The sequence below is a fragment of the Paucibacter sp. Y2R2-4 genome (assembly GCF_025717535.1).
Lineage (GTDB): Bacteria > Pseudomonadota > Gammaproteobacteria > Burkholderiales > Burkholderiaceae_C > Paucibacter_A.
On sequence record NZ_JAJIRO010000005.1, the window covers coordinates 450,131 to 474,729 of the forward strand.

A 24,599-nucleotide genomic window follows, 5' to 3' on the forward strand; every position below is an offset into this window, starting at 1 on the left:
TGGGGGGGCGTGGGGAGGGGTAGAAGCACTCAGCGCAGGCGCACGCGCTCGGCCAAGCGCCAGCTGCTGGTGTCGGAGACGACGATGCGGTCACCGGGCTTTAATCCGCTCTGGATGGCGATACGGCTGACCGAGGCGGGGCCAAACTGCACCGAGACCCGTTCGGCCAGTTCATCGTTGACCATGCGGTAGACGCTGCTTTGGCTCATGGCCTGGCTGAAGACCGGGCGCTGGACTTGGACGGCATCGCTGATGCGGTTCAAGGCGATGCTGCCGTCGATGCTGAGGTCGGGTCTTGCGCCCTGGGGCAGCGGGTCCAGAATGCGCAGATCCACTTTGAGCAGGCTGTTGCTGACCTTGGGGGCGACGCGGCTGACGACGGCGCGCAACTGGCCCTCGCGGTTGCCGGTGCGCAGATCGACCAGGGCTTCTTGGCCGAGGGCGATGTCACGTGCCTGAGCCTCCTGCACCTGAATTTCGGCATAGAGCGCCCCGGCGCGCGCCAGCTTGGCCAGCGGTGCGCCGGCCGCCACGCTTTGCCCGGGCTGCAGGGTCAACTCTTGCACCACGCCATCTTCGGGGGCGCGCACTTGCAAGGCCTCCACCAACTCAAGATCGCGCTGCCAGGCCTTGTGCAGGCGGGCCAGGGCGGCGCGTTTGGCGTCCAGCTGGGCCTGCATGGCGGCGCGGTGCTGCTGAAGCAGTTCGCGCTCGAGTTGCAGGGCTTGACCGGCCTGCTCGACGCTGAAGCGGCTGCGCTGAAAAGCGAGTTTGGAGACCATGCCGTCCTTCAGCAATTCCTGATCGGCCCGCCATTGCAGCTCGGCGCTGCGGGCACTGAAGTCGGCGCGTTGGACGGCGGCTTGGGCGCTCATCACCTGGCTGTCCAAGCTGGCTTGCAAGGCCTTGAGTTCGGCTTGCGCTTGCTCCAGCTGCCAGCGGCTTTCCTGGGCCCGTTGCGACAGCTGCGGGTTGTTCAGCACCATCAAGAGCTCGCCTTGCTTCAGCTGGCTGCCGGCCTGGGCCAGCAGGCGCTCCACCCGCGCCTCGCTCTGCGCGGCGACCCAGCGCAGTTCGCTGGACACCAGCACGCCGCTGCCGCGCACATCGAGCGCCAGGGGGCCTTGCTCGACCTTGGCGTAATTCAGGCCGCGGGCGGAGACTGTCAGTTCGGCCGGCTCGGCCTTCAGGCGCAGCGCCAGCAGGCCGCCTGCCAAGAGCAAGGTCAGCAAAACAAATAGCGCCGGGCGGGCCGCTCGACGGCGCCAGCGTTGCCCAGGGGTGAGAGGTCTTTGCAGGTCCATGCGGGACTTGAACGCAGGATGCGTGCCAAGGTCTTGCTTGCCCGGCATGTGCGCCAAGTGCTTGATTTCCCGGGCGTCTGAGATCAGCGTTTAACTTGATCTAGATGCAAGGATTGCGAAATCGGGACGTGGCTGCGCCCACGCATCCCAGTTTTGGGACGGCGCGAGAGGCGACAATGGCCGCATGAATATCCAAGACAAACTTCCGCTGCTGGGCGGCCTCAGCCCCGAACAATTCATGCGCCGGCATTGGCAGAAAAAGCCTTTGCTGGTGCGCCAAGCCTTGCCGGGCATCAAGCCGCCGGTGTCGCGTAGCGAGTTGGCCGCGCTGGCCGCCAGCGAGGATGTTGAGTCGCGCTTGATCAGCGCCTTCAAGGATCGCTGGGCCTTGTACCCTGGCCCGGTGGCCAAGCTGCCGCCTTATTCGAAAGCCGCTTGGACGCTGCTGGTGCAGGGCTTGGAGCAACATGTGCCGGCTGCGGCGGATTTGCTGAATCGTTTTCGCTTTGTGCCCGAGGCGCGGCTCGACGATTTGATGATCTCCTACGCCACCGATGGCGGCGGTGTCGGCCCGCATTTCGATTCCTACGATGTGTTCCTGATTCAGGTGCAGGGTCAACGTCGCTGGCGCATCGGCCGTCAGGGCGTGGCCACCAGCGGTGCCTTGCGCGAGGGCTCGCCGGTCAAGTTGTTGGCGGACTTCGAGCCCGAAGACGAGTTTGTGCTGGACGCCGGCGACATGCTCTATCTGCCGCCCGGCTGGGCGCATGACGGCATTGCGGTGGGTGAGTGCATGACCTGCTCGGTGGGCTTTCGCACCCCTTGGCGCGCTGAGTTGGCCAAGGACTTGCTGAGTCGCTTGATGGACGATGAGGATCAGGCTTATGCCAATCGCATGTATGCCGACCCCAAGCAGCCGGCCACGGTCACGCCCGGCTTGGTGCCCGATCAGTTGCTGGAGTTTGCCCGCGATGCCGCTGAGCGCGCCTTGCGTGAGCCTTTGGCTTTGGAGCGCGCCTTGGGCGAAGCCCTGACCGAGCCCAAGCCGCGCGTTTGGTTTGAAGCGGGCACCGAGTTGCCGCCAGGGCAGGGCGTTAGCCTGGATAGACGCAGCCGCATGATGTACGACAAGGCGCATATTTTCATCAATGGCGAGTCTTTCCGCGCTGGCGGACGTGACGCCAAGTTGATGCGGGCTTTTGCCGACAGCAAGCAGCTCAGCGCCAAGCAAGTGGGGCAGTTGTCGGAGCCGGCCCGCGAGCTTTTGAGCCAATGGGTGGAAGACGGCTGGGTGCAGCCAGAATCTGCGCCACTTTGACATGACAACAGCGGATCAGGCCAGCAAGTTCCAAGGGCGCAGTGACTTTGTCGCTGCGCTCAAGCAGGTCTTGTTGCAGGCCTGCGCCGAGGATTGGCCCGATCTCTACTGCTTAGACGCGAGCTTCGTCGATTGGCCTTGGTCTGAGGCTGAAGTCTTGAGCGCGCTGAAGCAGTGGGCGAAGCCGACGCGCAAACTGCATCTTTTGGCCGAGCAGTACGAAGACCTCAGGCGCTGCCATCCGCGCTTTGTGCAGTGGCGCGCCACCTGGGGGCATTGCGTGCAGGCTCAGGCTTATGGCGCGGAGGCACTGGCGGCCGTAGGCCCGGGCGGCCCAGCCGCTTTGTTCTTTGCTCGCAAGGGCTTGGCCAAGCACGCGAGTGCGCGATCCGCACAGCCTCTTGTGACGGAGTTGGCCCTGTGTGTGAGGCTGCATGACAAGCAGCTGTGGCGCGGCGCGGTGTCGATGAATGCTGGGGATGCCTTGCGTTCGGCCGAGTATTTTGATGCGTTAGCGCAACGCTCTTGCGAATCGTTTGCCAGCACGACCTTGGGTCTGTAAGAGCTTTCAAAAGCTAACGCTATAATTAGCGGCTAGGCGATGGAAGCGCTCGAGGTTTCCGCGTCTTGTCATGCAGAAGTTTGCGGCATTTCTGAGCCTTTGGGTTTTGATGTGCTTGTAGAGCTTCAAAAAATTACCGGTAATTGCAATTTCGTTTAACGAATTTTGAGGATAAGTATGAACAAGTCGATCCTGTTGGCTGCTGTGCTGGCTGCTGTTGCTCTGACCGCTTGCGGCAAGAAGGAAGAAGCTCCTGCTGTTGCAGCTCCTGCTGTTGCTGAAGCCGCTTCGGCCGCTGCCAGCGCTGTTGACGCTGCTGCCGCAACTGCTGCTTCCGCTGTTGCTACCGGCGCTGCTGACGCTGCTTCGGCTGTCGGCGCTGCCGCTGCTGACGCTGCTTCCGCAGTCAGCAAGTAATCAGACTTCGTTCTGATTCTTGAAAAACCGCCCGGCGCAAGCCCGGCGGTTTTTTCATGTCCGCTTGTTTTGTATACGTCTGGATTCAAACATTGAGCCAGGGATGGCCCGATTGCTGATGGCAAATCAGCGCCTCGTGCTCCGGGATATTGAGCACTGGCGCCAGCGCTGCGGCCGCCAAGTCCGGTCGGTTATTGCGCTCACTCAGATGAGCCGCCAGCACATGGCGCAAGCCGGGATGCAAGCATTGCTGAAGCAAATCGGCCGCTGCTTCATTCGAGAGGTGGCCATGGCTGCCCAGAATGCGCCGCTTCAGGCTGGCCGGGTAGTTGGAGGCGCGCAGCAGGTCCTCGTCGTGGTTGAACTCGAGCAGCAGGCTGTGACAGCCTTGCAGCGCCTGGACTACGCTCGCGCAGACATGGCCCAGGTCCGTGATCAGGCCCAGATGCGAGGCGCCATCGCTGCAGCGCAAATGCAGAGGCTCTTGCGCGTCGTGCGGCACTGCAAAAGTCTGCAGGCTTAAATCGCCAAGATCTATCTCATCACCGGCTCGCACCCAATGCAGCAATTTCGTGTCGAAGTCGGGTTTGCCGATGGCCCGCCAGGTGCCGCGGCTGGTCCACAGGGGAATGCGGAAGCGCTCGGCCAAGTTCAGGGCGCACCCGATGTGATCGCCATGCTCATGGGTGATGAAGATGCCGTTGAGCATCTCTGGGCTGCTACCCGCACGCTCTAGCCGCCGGGTCAACTCGCGCAGGCTGAAGCCGCAATCCACCAAGACTTGGGTGCTGGTGATGCCTTGGCTGGCTTCGATCAGACTGGCGTTGCCGCCGCTGCCGCTGCCCAGATTGCAAAAGCGCATGGCGGTCTCAACTACTTTGAAAAAAGGTCAGCAAAGTAAAAACGCCGCCAACCTTGCGGTTCAAGCGGCGTTTCAAAGCGAGGGGCTGACTGGGCTGAATTAGCGCAGATCGTCCATCAGCAAATTGAGAATGCGCTTGGCGTTCTCGCTGGTCTGCAGCTGGCCCTTGTCGTCCAAGACGCTGACCGAGCTGCGCTCGCCTTCGGACTTGACAGAGACGCGGTAGCGTGTCGCGGTCGGCGCAGTTTCGGAGCTGAACAGGCGCTGGAAGAAGTTGGGCTCTTCCTTGCCGGCCTGGTTGGGGTCGGCATAACGCAGGAAGAACAGGCCTTGCTTGCGATCGCGGTCTTCGATGGTGAAGCCATGGCGATCCAGCGATTGGCCCACACGACGCCATGCGCGCTCAAAGCCCTCGTTGACTTGCAAGCTGTCCGGCACTTCGCTGAGCTTGCGTGCCTGCGGGGCAGCAGCGGCCACGGTGGCAGCACCAGCCTTGGCGCTCGTCGCAGACGGCGTGTTGGCGGCGGCCAGGGCGGCCTTGGCTTGTTCTTCCTTGGCGCCGAGCTTGAGCATCAAGCGCGACAGCATCTCGGCCTCAAGCTCGCGATCGGTGGGGCGCGACTGCCAAGCGGTGTTGTCTTTTTGCGGGCCTGTGTAGACCTCTTGCATGCCGCGGTGGCTGATGGTGATCTCGGTGCCTGTGCCCTTGGTGGAGCGCTCCACACGGGTGCGGAACATGTCCTTCTCGCCGGTGGAGTAGAAGCTGTCAAACACCTTGCCAATGGTGGCGCGCACCACGTCTTGCGGCAGCTTGGCGCGGTTTTCGTTCCAGTTGGTTTCCATCACGCCGACGTCGGCGGCTTCCTTGGTCAGCTCGAAACCGCGCTCTTGCCAGAACTCGCGCAGCTGCGGCCACAGCTGTTCAGGCGTCAGCGAGGTACGCAGCCAGCGATCGGCACCGTCACGCTCCAGTTGCACATCGCCGGCGGCATTCAGCGCCACGCTGGCCTTGGCGGTACCGGCGGCTGCCGTGCTCGCGCCTGCGGCTTGAACTTCGCCCTTCTTTTGGAAGGTGGCTGCGCTCACCACGCCGTCGGCGGTTTGTGTGCGGTTGTTGCGAGCCAACTGAGTCAGGTCGGGCGGCACATCGAGGCCGGCCGTCTGACGGGCGCCGCTGCGGTAGTCCACCTTGTCGGATGAAAAGGTGTTCTCAAACATGCTGCAGCCGGCCAGTGAAGCCACCAAAACCACGCAAGCCAGACGCACCGGAGTGGCCGAGGAAGAAACAAAAGAGGAACGGGTCACGCTAGACATCTCCGAGGGTCGGGCCGCTGCTTAGCGGTCCGCTTTCATGACGGGGCAAAAACTGGATCGGTGGATTAGAGCAGACTGGCGGCCCAAAGACTCAGGCCTGCGTTCAAAGCAGCCCGGCTTCTTGCATGGCTTTGCCCACGAGCACCTGACCGGCTTCTGTCAAGGGGGTGATGGGCAGGCGCATCACGTTCTGGCAACGGCCCAGGCGCGACAGCGCCCATTTGGTTGGCGCCGGGCTCGATTCGCAGAACAAGTTCTTGTGCAGACCGAGCAATTCAAAGTGAATGCGCTTGGCTTCGCTCACATTGCCGGCCAGGGCGGCGCGGCAGAGTTCGCTCATGGCGCGGGGGGCGACGTTGGCGGTCACGCTGACATTGCCATGGCCGCCCAGCAGCATCAAGGCAATCGCGGTGCCGTCGTCACCCGAGTAGATCGAAAAGCCCTTGGGCGCGTGCTTGATCAGATAGGCCGCGCGCTCGATATTGCCGGTCGCTTCCTTGATGCCAAACACGCCCGGCAGTTGCGCGCAGCGCAGCGTGGTTTCGGGCTGCATATCGGCCACAGTGCGGCCGGGCACGTTGTAGAGCATCATGGGGATGTCCACGGCCTCGGCAATCGCCTTGTAGTGCTGGTAGATGCCTTCTTGCGAGGGCTTGTTGTAGTAGGGCACGACGGACAAGGTGCAGTCGGCGCCGACTTCCTTGGCGTAACGGCTCAGTTCGATGGCTTCAGCGGTGCAATTGGCGCCGGTGCCGGCCATGATGGTGACGCGGCCTGCCGCGTGCTCCACCGCAGCGCGGATGACCTCGCGGTTTTCTTCCATGCTGACAGTGGGCGACTCACCGGTGGTGCCGACCACGCAGACGCAGTTGGTGCCTTCGGCGATATGCCAGTCGATCAGTTTGCGCAGCGTGGGGTAATCGATGCTGCCGTCTTCTTGCATCGGTGTCACCAAGGCGACGATGCTGCCAACAAGTCCGTTCATTGCAAGTTCCTATTTATCCGACGATTCTACTCAGGCCAAGGAACTCTCGGTCCGGTCGAGCGTGTAGCGCTGGAAATCCCCATCCGGCGTCTCTCGAACCGCAGCAACGCGCTGCACGAAGCGGGGGTTGACCGCCATCGCTTCAAAACCGTCTTCAAAGGCCACGATGCTGAGCCCAGCGCAAGCGTCCAGCAATTCGCCGGTCTTCAGCAGGAACTCGGGCCGGGCTGGCCGGCCGATGCTTTGCTGCCCTTGCGCAAAGGTTTCATAGATCAACCAGCCACCCGGTGCCACCGCGGCTTTGATGCGCGGAATGAGCGGGCGCCAGAGATAGTTGGTCACCAGCACCAGATCAAACTGACGCTCGCCCAGCGGCCAGGGGCCGGATTCGATATCGGCGGTGATGATCTCGGCCAGGGTTTCCAGCCCGGCGGTGGCCTGGGCATCGATGTCCACACCGGTGACCCTCATGCCCTGGCCGGCCAGGTATTTCACATGGCGGCCGCTGCCGCAGGCCAGATCCAGCGCAGTGGCGCCGGGGCGCATCGCTTGCGCCCAGCGCAACAGCCAATTGGAGGGGGGAGTTGAGGGACTCATCGAGTTCAAAAAAGATTCAGAAACAAGCCCAGATCTGTTCAGACAGTTGAACCATCAGGCCGGGTTGAAGATAGGCCGTAAACACCAGGGCCAGAGCCAGCAGACAGAGGCTCCAAACCAAAAATCGTAGGCCTTTCCCGCGCATATTGTCGCCCTGGGTTTTTAGAGTCGCCAGCTTACAAGGCGGGCGCAGCGCCGCTGGTGGGCCTGACGATGGCTGTTTCGCGCACCGGCAAGTTCACCAGAGCTGCCATCACGCCCAGCGCCACGGCCAGCCACCAGACCAGGTCGTAGCTGCCGGTCGTATCGTAGAGCCGCCCGCCCAACCAGACGCCCAAGAAGCTGCCAATCTGGTGGCTCAAGAACACAAAGCCGCTCAGCATGGACATGTGCTGCAGGCCAAACATCTGGGCCAGCACCGCATTGGTGGGCGGAATGGTGGAGAGCCACAGCAGGCCCATCACGCTGGAGAACACATAGACCGAGGCCGGTGTCAGCGGCAAAACCAAAAACAGCACGATGGCGACCGAGCGCAGGGCGTAGATGCAAGACAGGATGTAGCGCTTTGGAAAGCGTTGTCCTAGAGCGCCGGCGGCATAAGTGCCGAAAACATTGAAGAGGCCGATCAAGGCCAGGGCATAGGTGGCCACCTGCGGGCTTAAACCGTGGTCCTTCAGGTAACTGGGCATGTGCACGCCAATGAAAACGACCTGAAAGCCGCAGACAAAATAGCCCGCCATCAAGAGCTGAAAGCTGCGGTAGCCAAAGGCCTCGCGCAGGGCCTGCATGATGCTTTGCGAATGGCCCTGCGGCGCTGCTGTGCGCGCCGGCTCGCGCAAGCCAAAGGCCAGCGGCACGATGATCAAGGCCGCGCAGGCCAGGATGAACAAGGCGTTTTGCCAGCCGCTGCTGGCGATCAGCCAGTTTTCCACCGGCACCATCAAGAATTGCCCAAAAGAGCCAGCTGCGGCCGCCACCCCCATGGCCCAGCTGCGCTTCTCGGCTGCCACATTGCGGCCGATGACGCCGTAAATCACGGCATAGGTGGTGCCTGATTGCGCAATACCGATCAAGAGCCCGGCGCTGCCGGTGAAGGCCAGGCCCGAGGTCGAGAGCGCCATCAAGACCAGGCCCAGGGCATACAAGACGCCCCCGACCATCAAGACGCGGAAGGGCCCGAAACGGTCCGCCAGCATGCCGGTGAAGGGGCCGGCAATGCCCCAGGCGATGTTTTGAATGGCCAGCGCAAAGGCGAAGGTCTCGCGCGTCCAGCCCCGGTCCATGGTGATGGGTTGCAGCCATAGGCCAAAGCCGTGGCGTATGCCCATGGAGACCGTCACGATCAAGGCGCCGCAGAGCAGCACTTGCACCATGGACAGCCGAGTGCCGCTTGGGTCTGCAGTGTTCTTCATAGGCAGCAATGTAGTCCTGTTCGGATGGGCTTGGCGCGGCGCGGGGCTTAGCTATGGCTGATGACGCGGCCCTGCTTGACTCGCAACTGAATGCGGGTCAAGACCTCCAAATCGTTCAGCGGGTTGGCCGGCAGCAGCAAAAAGCTGGCTTCGCAGCCGGGCTCAAAGCAGCCCAGGCGGCGCTTGGGGAAGAGGGCGTGCGGCGTATCGATGCTGGCAATGCGCAGCAAGGAGGCGCGGTCCAACGCGCCGAGTCCGTCCAGATGCTTCAACTCCGCCAGGGCCGTGCCATTGAACAGATCAGACCCCAGCAGCAGCGGCGTGCCGGCGGCTTTCAGGGTTTGCAGATTTTCAATTTGAAGGCGCCGCACGGCGGCTTGGGTCTCCACCGGCATGCGGAACAAGGTGCTGGCCACGGTGGCGGTGATCACGGCGGTCTTGCGCTTGCTGGCCTCGGCGGCGGCCTCGGGGCTGATGCGATAGGCCTCGGCACTCAGCCCCTCATGGAAGTAGTAGCCGGGCAGATGGGCCAACCAGTCGGCGCCCGATTGCACCGCCAGGCTGAAGTCGGCGGCGGTGTCCACATGGGCCAGCACGCGCAGACCGTCATGGTGGGCACGCTTGGCAATGGCTGGAACCAGCTCGGGCTTCAAGCCCAGGCGTCCGAGTTGCTTGGGGTCGTTGCGCAACTCGGGGCTTTCGCTGCGGCTGATCATCAGCTTGAGCAGATCGGTCTTGCGCGGCGCCACCAGCGGCCATTTCTGGTTCAGCTGTTCGGGCGTGTCGATCAGCAGCAAGGCCTTGTCGGCGAAGTCCTCTAGCTTGGGCTTGGGCGCGCCGGCGCCGGGGTCTTCAGCCAGCAGCTGGGCCAAGGGCATGCCGTCGGAGGATGTGATGCAAGCCGATGTGAACAAAACATCCGGGCCGGGCGCTTGCGCAGCCAAGCTGCGCGCCGCGGCCACACCTTTGGGCTCACCGCACTGCATGGCGGCGTAGAACACGCCGTCGCGCAAGTAGTTGTTGGCGTAGCGCCCCCAGCCCCAGGCGTTTTGCAGATTGTGGTTGTGCGCCTCGGCCAAGGGCGGCAGCAGGAACTGGCCCTGCAAGTCCATGCGCCGCTGTGGCTTGGGGATTTTTTGATTCGTGAACTTGCCGTCTTTGACGTAGAGCGTGCCTTTGCGAAAGCCCTTGCCGTCAAACCACTGGGCGTTTTTCAGCTCCATGGTCAGGGCCGGGCCTGCGGTGTAGCGGCTGGCGTCGCTTTGAGCGTTGGCTGGCGTGGACGCCAGGGTCGTGATGACAAAGACGGCCAAGATGCCGGAGATGCCAAGGAGGTCAAAGAGGCCCGCCCTAGGGCTTCTGGGCACTGGAAATTGTTCAAAAGCAAGGCTCATAAGCTCGTCATGCTAGCGGGTGTTGGGGAGGGGGCCCGGAGCAGCCGCCTAGAATCCCGCCCCATGGCGACCAGCAAAGCATCCTCTTCCTCCTCCAGCAATAGCCCGACCCTCGGCTCCTATGGCGAGGGCTCGATCCGCGTGCTCAAGGGCTTGGAGCCCGTCAAGCAGCGGCCGGGCATGTACACCCGCACCGACAACCCGCTGCACACGATCCAGGAAGTGATCGATAACGCGGCCGACGAGGCCTTGGCCGGTTTCGGCAAGCGCATCGACCTGATCCAGCACAGTGACGGCTCGGTGTCGATTGCCGACGATGGCCGGGGCATTCCCTTCGGCCTGCACCCCGAAGAAGGCGTGCCGGTGGTCGAGATCGTCTTCACCCGTCTGCATGCCGGCGGCAAGTTCGACAAGGGCTCGGGCGGCGCCTACAGCTTCTCGGGCGGCCTGCACGGCGTCGGCGTCAGCGTCACCAATGCCTTGGCTAAGCGTCTGGAAGTGACCGTCTGGCGCGGCGGCGAGGTGGCCACGCTGGCGTTTGAGAACGGCGATGTGGTCGAGGCCGTGGCGGTGCGCAAGGCAGAGCGCGGCGACCGCAAGCAGGGCACGACGGTGCGCGTCTGGCCCGATGCCAAATATTTTGAGAGCGCCGACCTGCCCAAGAACGAGCTGGTGCACCTGCTGCGCAGCAAGGCAGTGCTGATGCCGGGCGTCATCGTCACGCTGACGAATGAGAAGTCCGGTGATGTACAGACTTGGTCCTACAAGGGCGGCCTGCGCGACTATCTGCAGCAAACCCTGATGGCCGAGCCGCTGATCCCGCTGTTTGAAGGCGAGCAATACGCCGGCCGCAGCGAGACCGAGAACTTTGCCGAGGGCGAGGGCGCCGCCTGGTGCGTGGCCTTCACCGAAGAGGGTCAGACCATGCGCGAAAGCTATGTCAACCTGATCCCCACGGTGGCGGGTGGCACGCATGAGTCCGGCCTGAAGGACGGCTTGTTCGGCGCCATCAAGAGCTTTATCGAGCTGCACAGCCTCTTGCCCAAGGGCGTCAAGCTGATGCCCGACGATGTGTTCTCGCGCGCTTCTTTTGTGCTCTCGGCCAAGGTGTTGGATCCGCAATTCCAGGGCCAGACCAAGGAGCGCCTGAACAGCCGCGACGCGCTGCGTCTGGTGTCCACCTATGTGAAGCCGGGCCTGGAGCTGTGGCTGAACCAGCATGTGGAGTTCGGCAAAAAGCTGGCCGAGCTGGTCATCAAGCAGGCGCAAACCCGCCAGCGCGCCTCGCAAAAGGTTGAGAAGCGCAAAGGCTCAGGTGTTGCCGTTTTGCCGGGCAAGCTGACCGATTGCGAAAGCCGCGATCTGCTGCACAACGAAATCTTCCTGGTCGAGGGTGACTCGGCCGGTGGCAGCGCCAAGATGGGCCGCAACAAAGAAACCCAGGCCATCCTGCCGCTGCGCGGCAAGGTGCTCAACACCTGGGAAGTGGAGCGTGACCGTCTGTTCGCCAATAACGAAATCCACGACATCTCGGTGGCCCTGGGTGTGGACCCGCATGGCAAGAACGACTCGCCCGACCTGAGCGGTCTGCGCTACGGCAAGGTTTGCATCCTCTCGGACGCGGACGTGGACGGCTCGCACATCCAGGTCTTGCTCTTGACCCTGTTCTTCCGGCACTTCCCCAAGCTGGTGGAAGCTGGCCACATCTTTGTGGCCCGTCCGCCGCTGTACCGGGTGGATGCGCCGGCTCGCGGCAAAAAGCCAGCCGCCAAGATCTATGCGCTGGACGAGGGCGAACTGACCGCCACGCTGGACAAGCTGCGCAAGGAAGGCGCCCGTGAAGGCTCCTGGAGCATCAGCCGCTTCAAAGGCTTGGGCGAGATGAGCGCCACGCAGTTGTGGGACACCACGCTGAACCCCGAGACCCGGCGCCTGAGCACGATTGCCTACGGTCAGCTCGATTTGGCCGAGACCGAGGTGGCCATCAACAAGCTGATGGGCAAGGGCGAGGCCTCTTCCCGCCGCGAGTTGATGGAGATTCACGGCGACTCGGTGGAAGTCGATATATGAGCACGCCGCGGGTCCATCTGCGTCCGACCATGTTGTCGGACCTGGACTTTGTGGTCTCGGTGGAGCAAGACGGCAGCAACCGCCCCTTCATCACGCCTTGGGAGCGCACGCAACATGAAGGCGCGGTGCGTTTCCCGGACTTTCGCCACTTCATCATCGAGGCGGGACCGGACTTGGCGCGTGCCGGTTTTGTGATCTTTCAAGGCTGCCGCAATCCGCATGGCTCGGTGGAGCTCAAGCGCATCGTCCTGGCACCCAAAGGCCAGGGCCTGGGTCGGGCCTGCGTACGTTTGCTGAAAAAGCTGGCCTTCACGCAGCTGCATGCCCATCGCTTTTGGCTGGATGTGAAGGCGCTCAACACCCGTGCCTTGAAGCTCTACGCCAGCGAAGGCTTTGTGGAAGAGGGCCGTTTGCGCGAAAGCGTGCGGGTCAATTTGGACGGCGCCGATGGCTATGACAGCCTGATCGTCATGTCCATGTTGGACCGCGAATATCAAGCCCGCCTGGCCTTGGGCGAGGAGGGCGAGTGATGTCGGCCCGACTTGCGATCGGTGCTGCGGTGCTGGCTCTCGCCTTGCCGGCGCAAGCTGAGCTTTGGGGTTATGTCGACGCCCAAGGCATGGCGCACTTGGCCACACGCCAGATTGATGGGGCCTACAACCTGGTGCTGGGTGCAGCGAATGCCTCCCAGGGCCGGGTGCCGGGCAAGCAAGACAGCAGCCAGCATTTGCTGACCTGGCTGGAGATCGCCCCTGAGGTCAAGTCGGTGCAGCCCTATCTGCGCGAAGCCGCTGCGCAAACCGGCGTGGACATGGCCTTGCTGAAGGCGGTGATCACCGTCGAGTCGGGCTACAAGCGCAACGCCGTGTCGCCGCGCGGTGCTCTTGGCCTGATGCAAATCACCCCCGTTGCGGCGGCCCGTTATGCCAGCTTGACCGAGCGACTGCGCCCGGCCGAGCAGCGCTTGCTGGACCCGCGCATCAATGTCCTGACCGGCGCGCGCATGCTCGCCGATCTGATCAAACGATTTGGCCGCATCGACGCGGCCTTGGCGGCCTGGAACGCCGGTGAAAGCGCGGTGCGCCGCGCCGGCGGCGTGGTGCCGCCGATTGACGAAACCCAAGCCCATGTTCATCTGGTGCTGGAGCTGTATTGGGCTTTGCTGCAACACGGCATGCCCGCTCAAGCCCAGCATCTGACGATTCACTCTGACAAACCATGACTCAGCAGACCTCGATTTTTGACGCCCCGCCGCCCAGCGATGACCCCGATGCTTTGACCCTGGGTCACTACGCCGAGCGGGCCTATCTGGAGTACGCCCTCAGCGTGGTCAAGGGCCGCGCCTTGCCCGATGTCTGCGACGGCCAAAAGCCGGTGCAGCGCCGCATTCTGTATTCGATGGAGCGCATGGGCCTGGCTTTTACCGGCACGGCTGGCGCCAAGCCGGTCAAGGGTGCCCGCGTGGTCGGTGACGTCTTGGGCCGCTTTCACCCGCACGGCGACCAGTCGGTCTACGACGCCTTGGTGCGCATGGCGCAGGACTTCTCGCAGCGCTACCCGCTGATCGACGGCCAGGGTAATTTCGGTAGCCGCGATGGCGACGGCGCTGCGGCCATGCGTTACACCGAAGCGCGCTTGGCTCCGATTGCGCGCCTGCTGCTCGATGAAATCGACGAAGGCACGGTGGACTTTGCGCCCAACTACGACGGCTCCACCGAAGAGCCGCGCCAGCTGCCGGCGCGCCTGCCTTTTGTGCTCTTGAACGGCGCCAGCGGCATTGCCGTGGGCATGGCCACCGAGGTGCCCAGCCACAATCTGCGCGAAGTGGCGGCAGCCGCCGTGGCGCTGCTGAAGAACGAGAACCTCAGCGACGAAGACTTGTTCAGCTTGCTGCCCGGCCCGGACTATCCCGGCGGTGGTCAGCTGATCAGCTCGGCGGACGACATTCGCGCCGCCTACCAAAGCGGCCGCGGCAGCATGAAGCTGCGCGCGCGCTGGAAGATCGAAGACCTGGCCCGCGGTCAGTGGCAATTGATCGTCACCGAATTGCCGCATGGCACCAGCAGCCAAAAGGTGCTGGAAGAGATCGAAGAGCTGTCCAATCCCAAGGTCAAGGCCGGCAAGAAGGCGCTCAGCCAAGAGCAGTTGCAGCTCAAGGCCAGCCTCTTGGCCGTCTTGGACGGCGTGCGCGATGAGTCCAGCAAGGACGCGCCGGTGCGCTTGGTCTTCGAGCCCAAGAGCCGCACGGTGGAGCAGCAAGACCTGATCACCACGCTCTTGGCACACACCAGCCTGGAGACCTCGGCCTCGATCAATATGACCATGATCGGCGCCGACGGCCGGCCCACGCTGAAGAGCATGCGCCAGATCCTCAGCGAGTGGCTGGGCTATCGCCAGCAAACGGTGCAGCGCCGCACCCAGCATCGCCTGGCCAAGGTGCTGGACCGCATCCATGTGCTGGAAGGCCGGCAGCTGGTGCTGCTCAATATCGACGAAGTCATCCGCATCATCCGCAACAGCGATGAGCCCAAGGCGGCGCTGATCGAGCGCTTCAAGCTCAGCGATCGCCAGGCCGAGGACATTCTTGAAATCCGCCTGCGCCAATTGGCGCGGCTGGAAGCGATCAAGATTGAGCAGGAGTTGAAGACCCTGCGCGAGGAGCAAGCCAAGCTGGAAGACATTCTGGCCAACCCCGGCGTTTTGAAGCGCACCGTCATCAAGGAAATCGAGGCCGACGCCAAGCAGTTTGGCGATGATCGCCGCACCTTGATTCAGGAAGAAAAGAAGGCGATTGCCGAGGTCCGTATCGTGGACGAGCCGGTGACCGTGGTGGTCAGCATCAAGGGCTGGGTGCGTGCGCTCAAGGGCCATGAGATCGACCCCGCGGCCCTGGCCTTCAAGAGTGGCGACCAACTCTATGGCACCTTCCCTTGCCGCAGCGTCGACCCTCTGATCGTCTTTGGCAACAACGGCCGGGTCTACTCGGTGCCGGTCTCGGTTTTGCCGGGCGGGCGTGGTGATGGCCAACCGATTACCACTTTGATCGAGCTGGAAAGTGGCAGCCAGATTGCGCATTACTTCGCCGGTAGCGCCACGCAGCGCCTGGTCTTGGCCGGCACCGGCGGCTTTGGCTTGATTGCCCAGGTGGGCGACTTGGTTGGCCGCCAAAAGGCCGGCAAAACCTTCCTGAGCCTGGAAGGGCAGGAGCAACCGCTGCCGCCGGCCACCGTGCCTGTGGGCGAGGTGGCGGGTGTGCAACTCGCTTGCTTGAGCCTGAACGGCCGCTTGCTGACCTATGCGCTGGATGAGTTGAAGCATCAGCCCAAGGGCGGCCGCGGCCTGACCTTGGTGGATCTGGAAGACAAGGACGCGCTGCTGAGCGTGGCGGCCTTCACCCAGAGCCTCTTGGTGGTGGGCACCGGGCGCGGCGCCAAGCCCAAGGAAGAAGTGCTCAAGGGTGTGGGTCTGGCCAGTTATGCCGGCAAGCGTGCGCGCAAGGGCAAGGCGGTGGAAGCCTTCCAAAAGGTCTTGCGAGTGCTGGCGCCTTGAGCTCGGCTTTTGTGGGGCTGCGCCGGCGTTCGCTGCTGCAAACCGGCTTGGGGCTGAGCCTGCCGCTGGTTTTGACACAGCCCTCGTGGGCTGCGGAAACCTTGGCGGAGCAATGTCTGCGCCTGGAGCAGCAAAGCGGCGGGCAAGTCGGTGTGTTTGCCCTGCACACCGGCAGTCGGCGGCAGTTTGCCTACCGGGCCGAGCAGCGCTTTGCCATGTGTTCGACCTTCAAGCTGCTCTTGGCTGGGGCGGTGCTGGCGCGTATTGATGCGGGCCAGCTGCGCCATGATCAGCGAGTGAGGTTTAGCCCGCGCGATCTGGTGCCGCATGCGCCGGTGACCGGCGCCCTGTTGGAATCAGGCACCTTGTCTGCCTCGCTGACGGTCTTGGAGCTGTGCGCCGCCATCCTGCTGGAGAGCGATAACCCGGCCGCCAACCTCTTGCTGCCGCTGGTGGGCGGCCCGCCGGGCTTGACGCGCTTCTTCCGCGAATTGGGCGATATGGAGACCCGGCTGGACCGCATCGAGCCCGCGCTCAATAGCAATCTGCCCGAGGACCCACGCGACACCAGCACGCCGGCGAGTTTTGTGGGCTTGATGGAGCGCTTGCTATGCAGCGACTTCCTCTCCGAGGCCTCGCGTCAGCAGCTTTTGGTCTGGATGAACGAGACCGAGACGGGCTTGGGGCGCTTGCGCGCCGGCGCGCCGCAAGACTGGCCGGCGGGGGACAAGACTGGCACCGGCGCGAACGGCGCCGTCAACGATGCGGCGATCTTTTTCCCGCCCAAGCAGGCGCCGATTCTGATGGTGGTTTTCATGCGCGGGTCCAGCCGGTCGGTGGCTGAGCTGAATGCGGCGCATGTCGAAGTGGCCAGCCGGGTGTTGGCGAGCTTAATCGCCGCGACTTAGTGCAACAGATGCGATTGCGGTGAGTGAAACACCGCTCGCACTTCACTCAGTCGATAACGACCAGGTCGAGAACGGCCGCGCAGCCAGCTGTGAGTTGAAGTAACGCGCATCGTCGGTGACTTCTTGGCCCAGCCAGGACGGCGACTCGAAGGCCTGAGACTCCTCGCTCAACTCAATTTCGGCCACCACCAGGCCGGCATTGGCGCCGAGGAATTCATCCACTTCCCAGTTCATGCCGGCATGCGGCACGACGCGGCGGACCTTCTCAACGCAAGGGCCGTCGGCCAATTTCAGCAGTGCTTGCGCATCGCTGAGCGGAATGGCGTATTCAAACTCGGCCCGGGTGGCGCCGACACTGGCGCCCTTGATGGTCAGCCAGGCCGATTCTCCGGCGATGCGAACCCGCACCGTGCGGGCCGGATCGCGGCTCAAATAGCCTTGGTTCAGGTACTGGCCGCTGCCTTGCTTCCAAGCTTCGCCTTGCACCAAGAATTTGCGCTCGATCTCGACAGCCATGCTCAGCCAGCCTTCAATCAAGCGCGCGCCATCGCGGCCGCGCATTCGCTGACCAGGGCCGGGCCTTTGTAGATCAGGCCGGTGTAAACCTGCACCAGATCGGCGCCGGCTTGCAGCTTGGCGCGCGCATCGGCGCCGCTCATCACGCCGCCGACGCCGATGATGGGGTAGTTGCTGCCGAGCGCGGCGCGCAGCAAGCGAATCACACGGTTGCTGGCTTCAAATACCGGCCGGCCCGAAAGACCGCCGGCCTCTTCGGCATGCGGTAGGCCCTTGACGGCCTCGCGTGAGATGGTGGTGTTGGTGGCAATCACGCCGTCGATGCCGTTGGCTTTGAGCGTTTGGGCGATGACGCTGACTTGGTCTTCGTCCAGGTCGGGCGCAATCTTCACAAACATCGGCACGCGGCGTTTGGCGCCCGCTTCCAGCTTGAGCTTTTTCTCTTGCAAGGTGCTCAGCAAAGCGTCCAGCGCCTCATCGCTTTGCAGCGCGCGCAGATTTTTGGTGTTAGGGCTGGAGATATTGACGGTGATGTAGTCGGCATGCGGGAACACGCCCCCCAGGCCGATCAAATAGTCGTCGGCGGCGTTCTCGATCGGTGTGGCGGCGTTCTTGCCGATATTCAGGCCAACCAAGCCGCCGGCGGCGCGGAAGCTGTGGGCGCGCTGCACATTGGCCAAAAAGCTGGCCAGACCTTCGTTGTTGAAGCCCAGGCGATTGATCAAGGCATCGGCCTGCGGCAGGCGGAACATGCGCGGCTTGTCATTGCCCGGCTGACCCTTGGGCGTGACGGTGCCGACTTCGATGAAGCCAAAACCCATGGCGCCCAGGCCGTCGATGCAGCGGCCGTTTTTGTCCAGGCCGGCGGCCAGACCGATGCGGTTGGGGAACTTCAGCCCGGCCAATAGCAGCGGGTCTTGCACCCGGGTTTGCGACCACAGGCATTGCGCCGGTGTGTTTTGCAACTTGGCGATGGCGCCGAGTGTCAATTCATGGGCATGCTCGGGATCAAGGCCGAACAAGAAAGGGCGGGTGAGGGCGTAAGGGATCAGAGGCATGGCGGAATTGTCGCATCGCCGGTGGCTGGGGTCTTCCGTGGCGCGGCAGCGACCCATGAGGGCTAGCGTTGATAATCGCGGCAACCCAGGAAAGCCGTGATGAAAAACCTCGACAACCCCGCCCAAGACCGCGAAGTGGGCTCTCGTGATTCGACCCAGGACAGCACCCGCACCGACGACACCCGCATCGGCGCGGTGCGCCCGCTGATCTCTCCAGCGCTTTTGTTTGACGAGTTGCCCGCGCCCGACGCCTCGCTGGCCCTGGTCGAGCAAGCGCGCCGCGACATCAGCCGTGTGCTGCATGGCCAGGACGACCGCTTGCTGGTGGTGGTGGGCCCATGCTCCATTCACGACCATGACCAGGCCATGGACTACGCCCGGCTTTTGAAAGAGCTGCGCGATGAGCTGAGCCAAGACCTCTTGCTGGTGATGCGGGTCTATTTTGAGAAGCCGCGCACCACGGTTGGATGGAAGGGCTATATCAATGATCCGCGCCTGGACGGCAGCTTCCACATGAACGAAGGCCTGCGTTTGGCGCGCAAGCTGCTGCTGGATGTGACGGCCCTGGGCCTGCCGGCAGGCACCGAGTTCTTGGACCTGCTCTCGCCGCAGTACATCAGCGACTTGATCGCCTGGGGTGCGATTGGCGCCCGCACCACCGAGAGCCAAAGCCACCGGCAGCTGGCCTCGGGTTTGAGTTGCCCGGTCGGCTTCAAGAACGGTACCGACGGCGGCATCAAGGTGGCCAGCGATGCGGTCTTGGCGGCCAAGGCCAGCCATGCCTTCATGGGCATGACCAAGATGGGCGCCGCAGCGATCTTTGAAACTCGCGGCAATGACGACTGCCACATCATCTTGCGCGGCGGCAAGACGCCCAATTACGACGCGGCTTCGGTGGCCGCCGCCTGCGAGGCCATGGCAGCGGCCGGCTTGCGCGAGCAGGTGATGGTGGACTTCTCTCATGCCAATTCAAGCAAGAAGTTCGAGCGCCAAATCGATGTGGGCCGCGATGTGGCGGCGCAAATCGCCGGCGGCGATGCGCGCATTACTGGGGTGATGATCGAGTCGCATCTGCAGCCGGGTCGTCAGGACTTGGCCGAAGGTAAGAACAAGGCCGATCTCTTGCCCGGCGTGTCCATCACCGACGCTTGCCTGGGTTGGAGCCAGACCGAGCCCTTGCTGCGCGAATTGGCCGCCGCTGTGCGTGCTCGCCGCAAGGCCTGATCGATTGCACTTGGGGCAGGCCTTTCGAGCCTGCCTGCCCCGGTCTTTCATGCGCGCCCACCATTGGCGCCGCAGTCTGGCAGTTGGCGCTGCCTGCGCCCCGCTTGTCGCATCGCGCTGTTTTGCGCGCTTGCAGGTCCCTAGAGTTCAGTCATCTCAACACTGAAGCCAAGGGACCTCGCGATGAAAGCAAACACCAAGACCGCGTCTGCAAGCCGAGCAGGCAAGCCCGGCCCGATGAAGCAAAGCCTCTTGAGCGCCGGCTTTGGCACGCTGGCGATGGCTTTGTGTGCCGCCGCCGGTTCGGCCCAGGCCATGGACCTGGAACTGGAGGTCAGCGGCCTGACGCAAAGCGAAGGCCGGGTAATGGTGGCCGTGTATACCGACGCCAACAACTGGTTGAAGAAGCCGCTGACGGGCAATAGCGTCGAGGCCAGCACCCAGAAAGACGGCCGGGTGCTGATCAAGCTGCTGGATCTGCCGGAGGGGCTTTTGGCTCTGAGCATCTTTCATGATGTGAACGGCAACGGCAAGCTGGACAGCAATGCCATGGGCATGCCCAAAGAACCCTATGGCTTTTCAAACAATGCGGCCGGCAGTTTTGGCCCGCCCAAGTTCGAAAAAGCGCAGTTCGAGGCCAAGCCCGGCGCTCGAGTTTCAGTCCAGTTGAACTGAGCAGGGGCGGACCATGATGCAAAGACGTGATCTGCTCAAAGCCGGATTCTCTGGGCTCGCCGGGCTGGGCAGCCTGAGTCTGATTCAAGAAGCGCTGGCCCTCGGCGTGGCTTCGCCAAGCTTCAAGACCCTGGCGCCGGAGTTGGCGCCCTTGCAGGGCTTCACTGGCAATGAAGTCTTCGATGCCCGCGACTTGCGCATCGAAGGTCGCCTGCCACAGGGCTTGAAAGGGGTCTATTACCGGAATGGCCCGGGCGTGATGAGCCGCGGCCAAGAGCGCTACAAGCATTGGTTTGACGGCGACGGTTTGGTGCAGGCTTGGACTTTTGGTGAAGGGCGCGTGCATCACAAGGCCCGCTTTGTGCAGACCAAGAAGCTGCGCCTTGAAACAGCGGCCGGTCGTTTCATGGTGCCGGGCTTTGGCACCAGCTTTGCCGACCAAGACGCGCGCGCCGCCGTGCGCAGCGCTGATGATGTGAACACCGCCAATACCAGCGTGATGCTCAATCAAGGCCGCTTGTATGCGCTGTGGGAGGGCGGCAGCGCCTATGAGTTGGACCCGCTCAGCCTGACCACCAAGGGGCCTCGGACGTGGTCGGCGGACATGGCCGGCATGCCTTTTTCGGCCCACCCCAAGGTGGAAGCCGATGGCACGGTCTGGAACTTTGGCAGCCAGGCCGGGCACATGGCGATCTACCAAATCTCTTCCCAGGGCCAGCTACGCAACAGCCGGGTTTTCAAGATGCCGGTGGACTCGGCCATGGTGCATGACTTTGCCGTGTCACAGCGCTTCTTGGTCTTTTTGCTTGCGCCCTTGACCCTGGACATGGAGGCGGTTCGTGCGGGCTCCAGCATGCTCGACGCCATGCGCTGGCAGGCACGTGAGGCCTGCACCGTGCTGGTGGTTGATAAATCAGATTTGGACCGACGCTGGGTTCTTGAGATGCCGGCCGCCATGGTTTTTCACTTTGGCAACGCCTGGGATGATGGTTCGCAGATCCATCTGGACTATGTGGAGGCCCAGGCTTTCCCCCTGATCAATGAGGCCCTGGGTGACATCATGAAAGGCACGCGGCCCAAGGACAAAGTGTCCAGTCCGCGCTTTTTGCGCATTACTTTGGGTGCCGGAGCACTTGGATCGGGGCAAGGCTCGGGCGTCAATGCCGGTCGCATCGAGCTGAGCTCACGTGATGAGTCGGTGGAGTTTCCAGTGGTGGACCCGCGTGTGGTGGCCCAGCGCTACCGGCATGTCTACTACCCGACTGCCATCGACAACGGAGAGCGCTGGGGCTTCAACGGCTTGATGCACCTGGACATCGAGACCGGCCGCCGCGAGCGCTTTTCTTTTGGTGATGAGGTGGTGCTGGAAGAGCATGTGTTGGTGCCCAAACCGGGCAGCAGCCAGGAGGGCGAGGGCTGGCTTTTGGGCCTGGGCTATGACCTCCAAGCCAAGCGCTCCTTTGCCTCGGTGTTTGATGCCCAGGCGCTCAGCGCCGGTCCCTTGGCGCGGGTGTGGCTGCCTTACTGGGTGACCTACGGCTTTCACGGCAAGTTCTATCCCAGCTGAGCCTTGCGCGCGGCCACGGCGGCGCGCTCAGAGTTTTTGCAAATCCAGGCTGGCGACTTGTTCGCCGGCTTGGGGCCAGCGATGCCGCGCTGACTCGGCTTCTTGCTCCTGTGCCGCAGCCAGTTCAGTCGAGGCCGCAGGCTCGAAACTGCCGGTGCCCAAGCCCAGCAGGGTGATCAGGGCCAAGCCGGCAATCCAGGCTTGGGGATCGCGGCTCCAATGAAGCAGCTTGGGCAGCAGATTGGGCAATAGCGCGGGCTGTGGCTTGGCTTGGGGCATCACTTTCCTTGGCTTCGTCGGCATCATCGTCAGCACTCCTTGAGGCTTGCGCGCTCATCGCGTTGGGATGCGAGAACTGTATAAGCATACAGCTGTAAATGCAAACAGTATTTTGATGGCTTGCCGCGAGGGGCCAACACTTCTCTCTGGCCGATAATGGCGGCCGGCCTCGCTAGGCCGCCCCTCATCCCTCAACAGAAGTCCCTTCAGCATGACCCAAGACGAACTCAAGACCCTGGTTGGCCAAGCCGCTTTGCAATACGTGAAGCCTGGCAGCATTGTTGGCGTGGGCACCGGCTCGACCGTGGACAAGTTCATTGACGCCTTGGCCGCCAGCGGCATCAAGGTGGCGGGCGCGGTGTCCAGTTCGGTGCGTTCGACCGAACGCATGAAGGCCTTGGGCATTCCGGTGCTGGACGCGTCTGAGGTCGAAGACCTGGGTGTTTATATCGACGGCGCCGATGAGATCGACCATGCCGGCCACATGATCAAGGGCGGCGGTGCTGCCTTGACCCGCGAGAAGATCGTGGCCGATCTGGCCGAGCGCTTCATCTGCATCGCCGACGAGTCCAAGCTGGTGCAGATGCTGGGCAAGTTCCCGTTGCCCGTGGAAGTGATCCCGATGGCTGCCGCTCAAATCGCACGTGCCTTTGCTGCGCAAGGCGGCGTGGCCACTTTGCGTGCCGGCGTGGTGACCGACAACGGCTGCCAGATTCTCGACGTGACCGGCCTGCAGGTCCGCGACCCGATGGCTTTTGAGCGCGAAGTCAATCAATGGCCGGGCGTGGTCACGGTGGGCGTGTTTGCCCGCAACCGCGCCCAGGTTTGCCTGCTCGGTACCTCCGAAGGGGTGAAGACGCTCAAGTTCGTTTGAGCGTTCCCCGCACTCAGCGCTGCAAGCGGAACACGCCGATGGCCTCGGACAGTCGGGACGACTGATCGCGCAGGCTTTCGGCCGCCGCGGCCGACTCCTCCACCAGGGCGGCGTTTTGCTGGGTCATCTGGTCCAGGTGGGTGACGGCGGCATTGACTTGCTGAATGCCGTCGCTTTGCTCGCGGGCCGAGGCGCTGATCTCACCAATGATGTCCGAGACCCGCTGCACGCTGGCCACGATCTCACCCATGGTGCTGCCGGCGTCTTGCACCAGACGTGTACCCGACTCCACTCGTTCGACGCTGGCGCCGATCAGGCTCTTGATCTCGCGCGCCGCCTCGGCCGAGCGTTGCGCCAACGAGCGCACCTCGGAGGCCACCACCGCAAAGCCGCGACCTTGTTCACCGGCTCGTGCGGCTTCCACTGCCGCATTCAGCGCCAGGATATTGGTCTGGAAGGCGATGCCGTCAATGGTGCCGATGATGTCGCCAATGCGGCGCGAACTGGCGCTGATCTCATCCATGGTGCTGACCACCTGGCCCACCACGGCGCCACCGCGCTGTGCCACCTCGGCGGCTGAGCTGGCCAGTTGATTGGCGGTCATGGCCGAGTCGGAGGTTTGGCGCACGGTGCTGGTCAGTTGCATCATGGAGGCCGCAGCTTGCTGCAGATTGGAGGCGGTTTGCTCGGTGCGGCCGGACAAGTCATGGTTGCCCACCGCGATTTCGGCGCTGGCGGTGCCGATGCTGTCGGTCGAGCCGCGCACCTGACCGATCAAGTGCAGCAAGGCGGTTTGCATGGTTTGCAAAGAGTTCAGCAACTGACCGGTTTCGTCGGCGCCGCCTTGAGGGATGGGGTGGCTGAGGTCGAAGTGCGCGATGGCATCGGCCACGCCAACCGCTTGGCGCAGCGGGGCGGTGATGGAGCGGGTCAGCCAAAAGGCGGCAGCCACGCCCAGCGCAATCGCGCTCAACTCGAACAAGATCAGCCCGGTTTGAGCCGCCTGATTGCTGGCTTCCACGCGCTTGACTGACACATCCAGCTCTTCGCGTTGCTGTTTGACGATGTTCTGAATGGCGTTTTGAAAGCTGCTGGCCGCGGGCTGGAAGTCTTGCTCAAACAGGCTGCGAGCCCGTTCGGCATCGCCGGATTTCTTGGCGGCCGTGACTGCATCTCGGGCGGCCAGATAACGCTTGCGAGCAGCGGACAGGGCTTCGAAGCCTTCGCGCTCTTCTTTGTCGACCAGCAAATGTTCCAGGGTCTTTTGCAGCTCACCGGAGGCCTTGGTGGACTCGGCCGCGCTGGCGGCAAAGAACTCGGCCAGGCTGGGGTCGGTGCTGACGGCGATGGCGGTCGTGCGGTTCACGCCATTGGTGATGTTGCGGTACCAGTCCGAAGCGGCACGCTCCGTCACCAAGGTGTGCTCATACATTTGGCGGGTCTCTTGCGCCACGCCACGCAAACACCACAGGCCGTAGCCCGCGCCAACAAAAGAGATCAGCAGCACCAGGCCGAGCACCAAAGACAAACGTTGGCCAATGCTGCGGCCGGAGAAGGATGAAAACAACATGCAGACGAACCTTTCAGGGGAGGGAAGTCGCTCAAGCCCAGCTTGAAGCGAGGGGTCCCGTTTGGCTTGTCGGCATGAAGGGCTCGTACTTCAGCGCTGCTGTGCGCACTGCAAGCCCGGCGTGTGGGTGGTGCGCTCTGCGCC

General features: G+C 63.1%; 23 protein-coding genes. 12 read left to right on the forward strand and 11 right to left on the reverse strand.

All coding sequences use genetic code 11. From position 1 onward, the window contains the following. Window positions 1-29: 29 nt before the first annotated feature. Window positions 30-1,352, reverse strand: a complete 1,323-nt coding sequence (locus LNV06_RS20450) for an efflux RND transporter periplasmic adaptor subunit (RefSeq protein ID WP_263540133.1) — start codon at window positions 1,350-1,352, stop codon at window positions 30-32. A gap of 136 nt (window positions 1,353-1,488) precedes the next feature. On the opposite strand from LNV06_RS20450, the gene LNV06_RS20455 reads away from it, so the two are divergent. From LNV06_RS20455 to LNV06_RS20465, 3 genes are all read left to right on the forward strand, one after another. Next, the gene (locus LNV06_RS20455) at window positions 1,489-2,622 is read left to right on the forward strand and encodes a JmjC domain-containing protein (RefSeq protein WP_263540134.1); all 1,134 of its coding nucleotides are present in this window, start codon (window positions 1,489-1,491) and stop codon (window positions 2,620-2,622) included. 1 nt (window position 2,623) lies between these two features. Continuing rightward, window positions 2,624-3,184 (forward strand): hypothetical protein, encoded by a 561-nt coding sequence (locus tag LNV06_RS20460; RefSeq protein WP_263540135.1) that lies wholly within the window; start codon window positions 2,624-2,626, stop codon window positions 3,182-3,184. A 259-nt stretch (window positions 3,185-3,443) separates the two neighbouring features. After that, window positions 3,444-3,617: a hypothetical protein gene (locus tag LNV06_RS20465; protein WP_318013542.1), complete on the forward strand. Its 174-nt coding sequence runs from the start codon at window positions 3,444-3,446 to the stop codon at window positions 3,615-3,617. Window positions 3,618-3,686: 69 nt separating this feature from the next. Here the strand turns inward: LNV06_RS20465 and LNV06_RS20470 are convergent, their stop codons facing one another. From LNV06_RS20470 to LNV06_RS20495, 6 genes are all read right to left on the reverse strand, one after another. After that, window positions 3,687-4,463: an MBL fold metallo-hydrolase gene (locus tag LNV06_RS20470; protein ID WP_263540137.1), complete on the reverse strand. Its 777-nt coding sequence runs from the start codon at window positions 4,461-4,463 to the stop codon at window positions 3,687-3,689. A gap of 99 nt (window positions 4,464-4,562) precedes the next feature. Further along, a complete protein-coding gene (gene bamC / locus LNV06_RS20475; RefSeq protein ID WP_318013544.1) occupies window positions 4,563-5,768 on the reverse strand; it encodes an NlpB/DapX family lipoprotein in 1,206 nt (401 codons plus the stop codon). A 112-nt stretch (window positions 5,769-5,880) separates the two neighbouring features. Continuing rightward, window positions 5,881-6,762 (reverse strand): 4-hydroxy-tetrahydrodipicolinate synthase, encoded by an 882-nt coding sequence (gene dapA / locus LNV06_RS20480; RefSeq protein WP_263540138.1) that lies wholly within the window; start codon window positions 6,760-6,762, stop codon window positions 5,881-5,883. Window positions 6,763-6,792: 30 nt separating this feature from the next. After that, window positions 6,793-7,359: a class I SAM-dependent methyltransferase gene (locus tag LNV06_RS20485; protein ID WP_263540139.1), complete on the reverse strand. Its 567-nt coding sequence runs from the start codon at window positions 7,357-7,359 to the stop codon at window positions 6,793-6,795. Window positions 7,360-7,535: 176 nt separating this feature from the next. Further along, a complete protein-coding gene (locus tag LNV06_RS20490) occupies window positions 7,536-8,771 on the reverse strand; it encodes an MFS transporter (RefSeq protein WP_263540140.1) in 1,236 nt (411 codons plus the stop codon). 47 nt (window positions 8,772-8,818) lie between these two features. Continuing rightward, window positions 8,819-10,138 (reverse strand): amidohydrolase family protein, encoded by a 1,320-nt coding sequence (locus tag LNV06_RS20495; protein ID WP_263540141.1) that lies wholly within the window; start codon window positions 10,136-10,138, stop codon window positions 8,819-8,821. A gap of 90 nt (window positions 10,139-10,228) precedes the next feature. Between LNV06_RS20495 and LNV06_RS20500 the strand changes: the two genes are divergently transcribed. Genes LNV06_RS20500 through bla form a run of 5 tightly spaced genes read left to right on the forward strand, consistent with a single transcriptional unit; the run spans window position 10,229 to window position 16,692 of the window. Continuing rightward, window positions 10,229-12,235, forward strand: coding sequence for a DNA topoisomerase IV subunit B (locus tag LNV06_RS20500; protein WP_263540142.1), 2,007 nt, complete (start codon window positions 10,229-10,231; stop codon window positions 12,233-12,235). Beyond that, on the forward strand, window positions 12,232-12,765 hold the full coding sequence (locus tag LNV06_RS20505) for a GNAT family N-acetyltransferase (RefSeq protein ID WP_263540143.1): 534 nt from the start codon (window positions 12,232-12,234) through the stop codon (window positions 12,763-12,765). The genes LNV06_RS20500 and LNV06_RS20505 overlap by 4 nt, the downstream gene beginning before the upstream one ends. Next, the gene (locus tag LNV06_RS20510) at window positions 12,765-13,457 is read left to right on the forward strand and encodes a lytic transglycosylase domain-containing protein (RefSeq protein ID WP_263540144.1); all 693 of its coding nucleotides are present in this window, start codon (window positions 12,765-12,767) and stop codon (window positions 13,455-13,457) included. The genes LNV06_RS20505 and LNV06_RS20510 overlap by 1 nt, the downstream gene beginning before the upstream one ends. Next, complete coding sequence (gene parC, locus LNV06_RS20515) at window positions 13,454-15,784, forward strand: DNA topoisomerase IV subunit A (RefSeq protein ID WP_263540145.1); 2,331 nt, start codon at window positions 13,454-13,456, stop codon at window positions 15,782-15,784. The genes LNV06_RS20510 and parC overlap by 4 nt, the downstream gene beginning before the upstream one ends. After that, window positions 15,781-16,692: a class A beta-lactamase gene (gene bla, locus LNV06_RS20520; RefSeq protein ID WP_263540146.1), complete on the forward strand. Its 912-nt coding sequence runs from the start codon at window positions 15,781-15,783 to the stop codon at window positions 16,690-16,692. Before parC ends, bla begins: the two co-directional genes overlap by 4 nt. Before the next feature lie 42 nt (window positions 16,693-16,734). Here the strand turns inward: bla and LNV06_RS20525 are convergent, their stop codons facing one another. Continuing rightward, a complete protein-coding gene (locus LNV06_RS20525; RefSeq protein ID WP_263540147.1) occupies window positions 16,735-17,208 on the reverse strand; it encodes a CYTH domain-containing protein in 474 nt (157 codons plus the stop codon). A 17-nt stretch (window positions 17,209-17,225) separates the two neighbouring features. Next, a complete protein-coding gene (locus LNV06_RS20530) occupies window positions 17,226-18,266 on the reverse strand; it encodes a quinone-dependent dihydroorotate dehydrogenase (protein WP_263540148.1) in 1,041 nt (346 codons plus the stop codon). Window positions 18,267-18,365: 99 nt separating this feature from the next. Between LNV06_RS20530 and LNV06_RS20535 the strand changes: the two genes are divergently transcribed. From LNV06_RS20535 to LNV06_RS20545, 3 genes are all read left to right on the forward strand, one after another. Then, window positions 18,366-19,490: a 3-deoxy-7-phosphoheptulonate synthase gene (locus LNV06_RS20535; RefSeq protein WP_263540149.1), complete on the forward strand. Its 1,125-nt coding sequence runs from the start codon at window positions 18,366-18,368 to the stop codon at window positions 19,488-19,490. 183 nt (window positions 19,491-19,673) lie between these two features. After that, the gene (locus LNV06_RS20540; RefSeq protein WP_263540150.1) at window positions 19,674-20,165 is read left to right on the forward strand and encodes a DUF2141 domain-containing protein; all 492 of its coding nucleotides are present in this window, start codon (window positions 19,674-19,676) and stop codon (window positions 20,163-20,165) included. Between the two features lie 13 nt (window positions 20,166-20,178). After that, window positions 20,179-21,732, forward strand: a complete 1,554-nt coding sequence (locus tag LNV06_RS20545) for a carotenoid oxygenase family protein (protein ID WP_263540151.1) — start codon at window positions 20,179-20,181, stop codon at window positions 21,730-21,732. Window positions 21,733-21,759: 27 nt separating this feature from the next. Here the strand turns inward: LNV06_RS20545 and LNV06_RS20550 are convergent, their stop codons facing one another. After that, complete coding sequence (locus LNV06_RS20550) at window positions 21,760-22,011, reverse strand: hypothetical protein (protein WP_263540152.1); 252 nt, start codon at window positions 22,009-22,011, stop codon at window positions 21,760-21,762. Window positions 22,012-22,222: 211 nt separating this feature from the next. Between LNV06_RS20550 and rpiA the strand changes: the two genes are divergently transcribed. Continuing rightward, entirely contained in the window at window positions 22,223-22,885 is a 663-nt protein-coding gene (gene rpiA / locus LNV06_RS20555) for a ribose-5-phosphate isomerase RpiA (RefSeq protein ID WP_263540153.1), read from the forward strand. A gap of 13 nt (window positions 22,886-22,898) precedes the next feature. Here rpiA and LNV06_RS20560 read toward each other — a convergent pair whose 3' ends face one another. After that, on the reverse strand, window positions 22,899-24,455 hold the full coding sequence (locus tag LNV06_RS20560) for a methyl-accepting chemotaxis protein (protein ID WP_263540154.1): 1,557 nt from the start codon (window positions 24,453-24,455) through the stop codon (window positions 22,899-22,901). Between the last annotated feature and the right edge of the window lie 144 nt (window positions 24,456-24,599).

Excerpts from the sequence above, each read along its gene's own strand:
- LNV06_RS20450 (WP_263540133.1), bottom strand. The coding sequence starts at position 1,352 with ATGCCGGGCAAGCAAGACCTTGGCACGCATCCTGCGTTCAAGTCCCGC.
- LNV06_RS20455 (WP_263540134.1), top strand. The coding sequence starts at position 1,489 with ATGAATATCCAAGACAAACTTCCGCTGCTGGGCGGCCTCAGCCCCGAA.
- LNV06_RS20460 (WP_263540135.1), top strand. The coding sequence starts at position 2,624 with ATGACAACAGCGGATCAGGCCAGCAAGTTCCAAGGGCGCAGTGACTTT.
- LNV06_RS20470 (WP_263540137.1), bottom strand. The coding sequence starts at position 4,463 with ATGCGCTTTTGCAATCTGGGCAGCGGCAGCGGCGGCAACGCCAGTCTG.
- dapA (WP_263540138.1), bottom strand. The coding sequence starts at position 6,762 with ATGAACGGACTTGTTGGCAGCATCGTCGCCTTGGTGACACCGATGCAA.
- LNV06_RS20485 (WP_263540139.1), bottom strand. The coding sequence starts at position 7,359 with ATGAGTCCCTCAACTCCCCCCTCCAATTGGCTGTTGCGCTGGGCGCAA.
- LNV06_RS20490 (WP_263540140.1), bottom strand. The coding sequence starts at position 8,771 with ATGAAGAACACTGCAGACCCAAGCGGCACTCGGCTGTCCATGGTGCAA.
- LNV06_RS20500 (WP_263540142.1), top strand. The coding sequence starts at position 10,229 with ATGGCGACCAGCAAAGCATCCTCTTCCTCCTCCAGCAATAGCCCGACC.
- LNV06_RS20505 (WP_263540143.1), top strand. The coding sequence starts at position 12,232 with ATGAGCACGCCGCGGGTCCATCTGCGTCCGACCATGTTGTCGGACCTG.
- LNV06_RS20510 (WP_263540144.1), top strand. The coding sequence starts at position 12,765 with ATGTCGGCCCGACTTGCGATCGGTGCTGCGGTGCTGGCTCTCGCCTTG.
- parC (WP_263540145.1), top strand. The coding sequence starts at position 13,454 with ATGACTCAGCAGACCTCGATTTTTGACGCCCCGCCGCCCAGCGATGAC.
- LNV06_RS20525 (WP_263540147.1), bottom strand. The coding sequence starts at position 17,208 with ATGGCTGTCGAGATCGAGCGCAAATTCTTGGTGCAAGGCGAAGCTTGG.
- LNV06_RS20530 (WP_263540148.1), bottom strand. The coding sequence starts at position 18,266 with ATGCCTCTGATCCCTTACGCCCTCACCCGCCCTTTCTTGTTCGGCCTT.
- LNV06_RS20535 (WP_263540149.1), top strand. The coding sequence starts at position 18,366 with ATGAAAAACCTCGACAACCCCGCCCAAGACCGCGAAGTGGGCTCTCGT.
- LNV06_RS20540 (WP_263540150.1), top strand. The coding sequence starts at position 19,674 with ATGAAAGCAAACACCAAGACCGCGTCTGCAAGCCGAGCAGGCAAGCCC.
- LNV06_RS20545 (WP_263540151.1), top strand. The coding sequence starts at position 20,179 with ATGATGCAAAGACGTGATCTGCTCAAAGCCGGATTCTCTGGGCTCGCC.
- LNV06_RS20550 (WP_263540152.1), bottom strand. The coding sequence starts at position 22,011 with ATGCCCCAAGCCAAGCCACAGCCCGCGCTATTGCCCAATCTGCTGCCC.
- rpiA (WP_263540153.1), top strand. The coding sequence starts at position 22,223 with ATGACCCAAGACGAACTCAAGACCCTGGTTGGCCAAGCCGCTTTGCAA.
- LNV06_RS20560 (WP_263540154.1), bottom strand. The coding sequence starts at position 24,455 with ATGTTGTTTTCATCCTTCTCCGGCCGCAGCATTGGCCAACGTTTGTCT.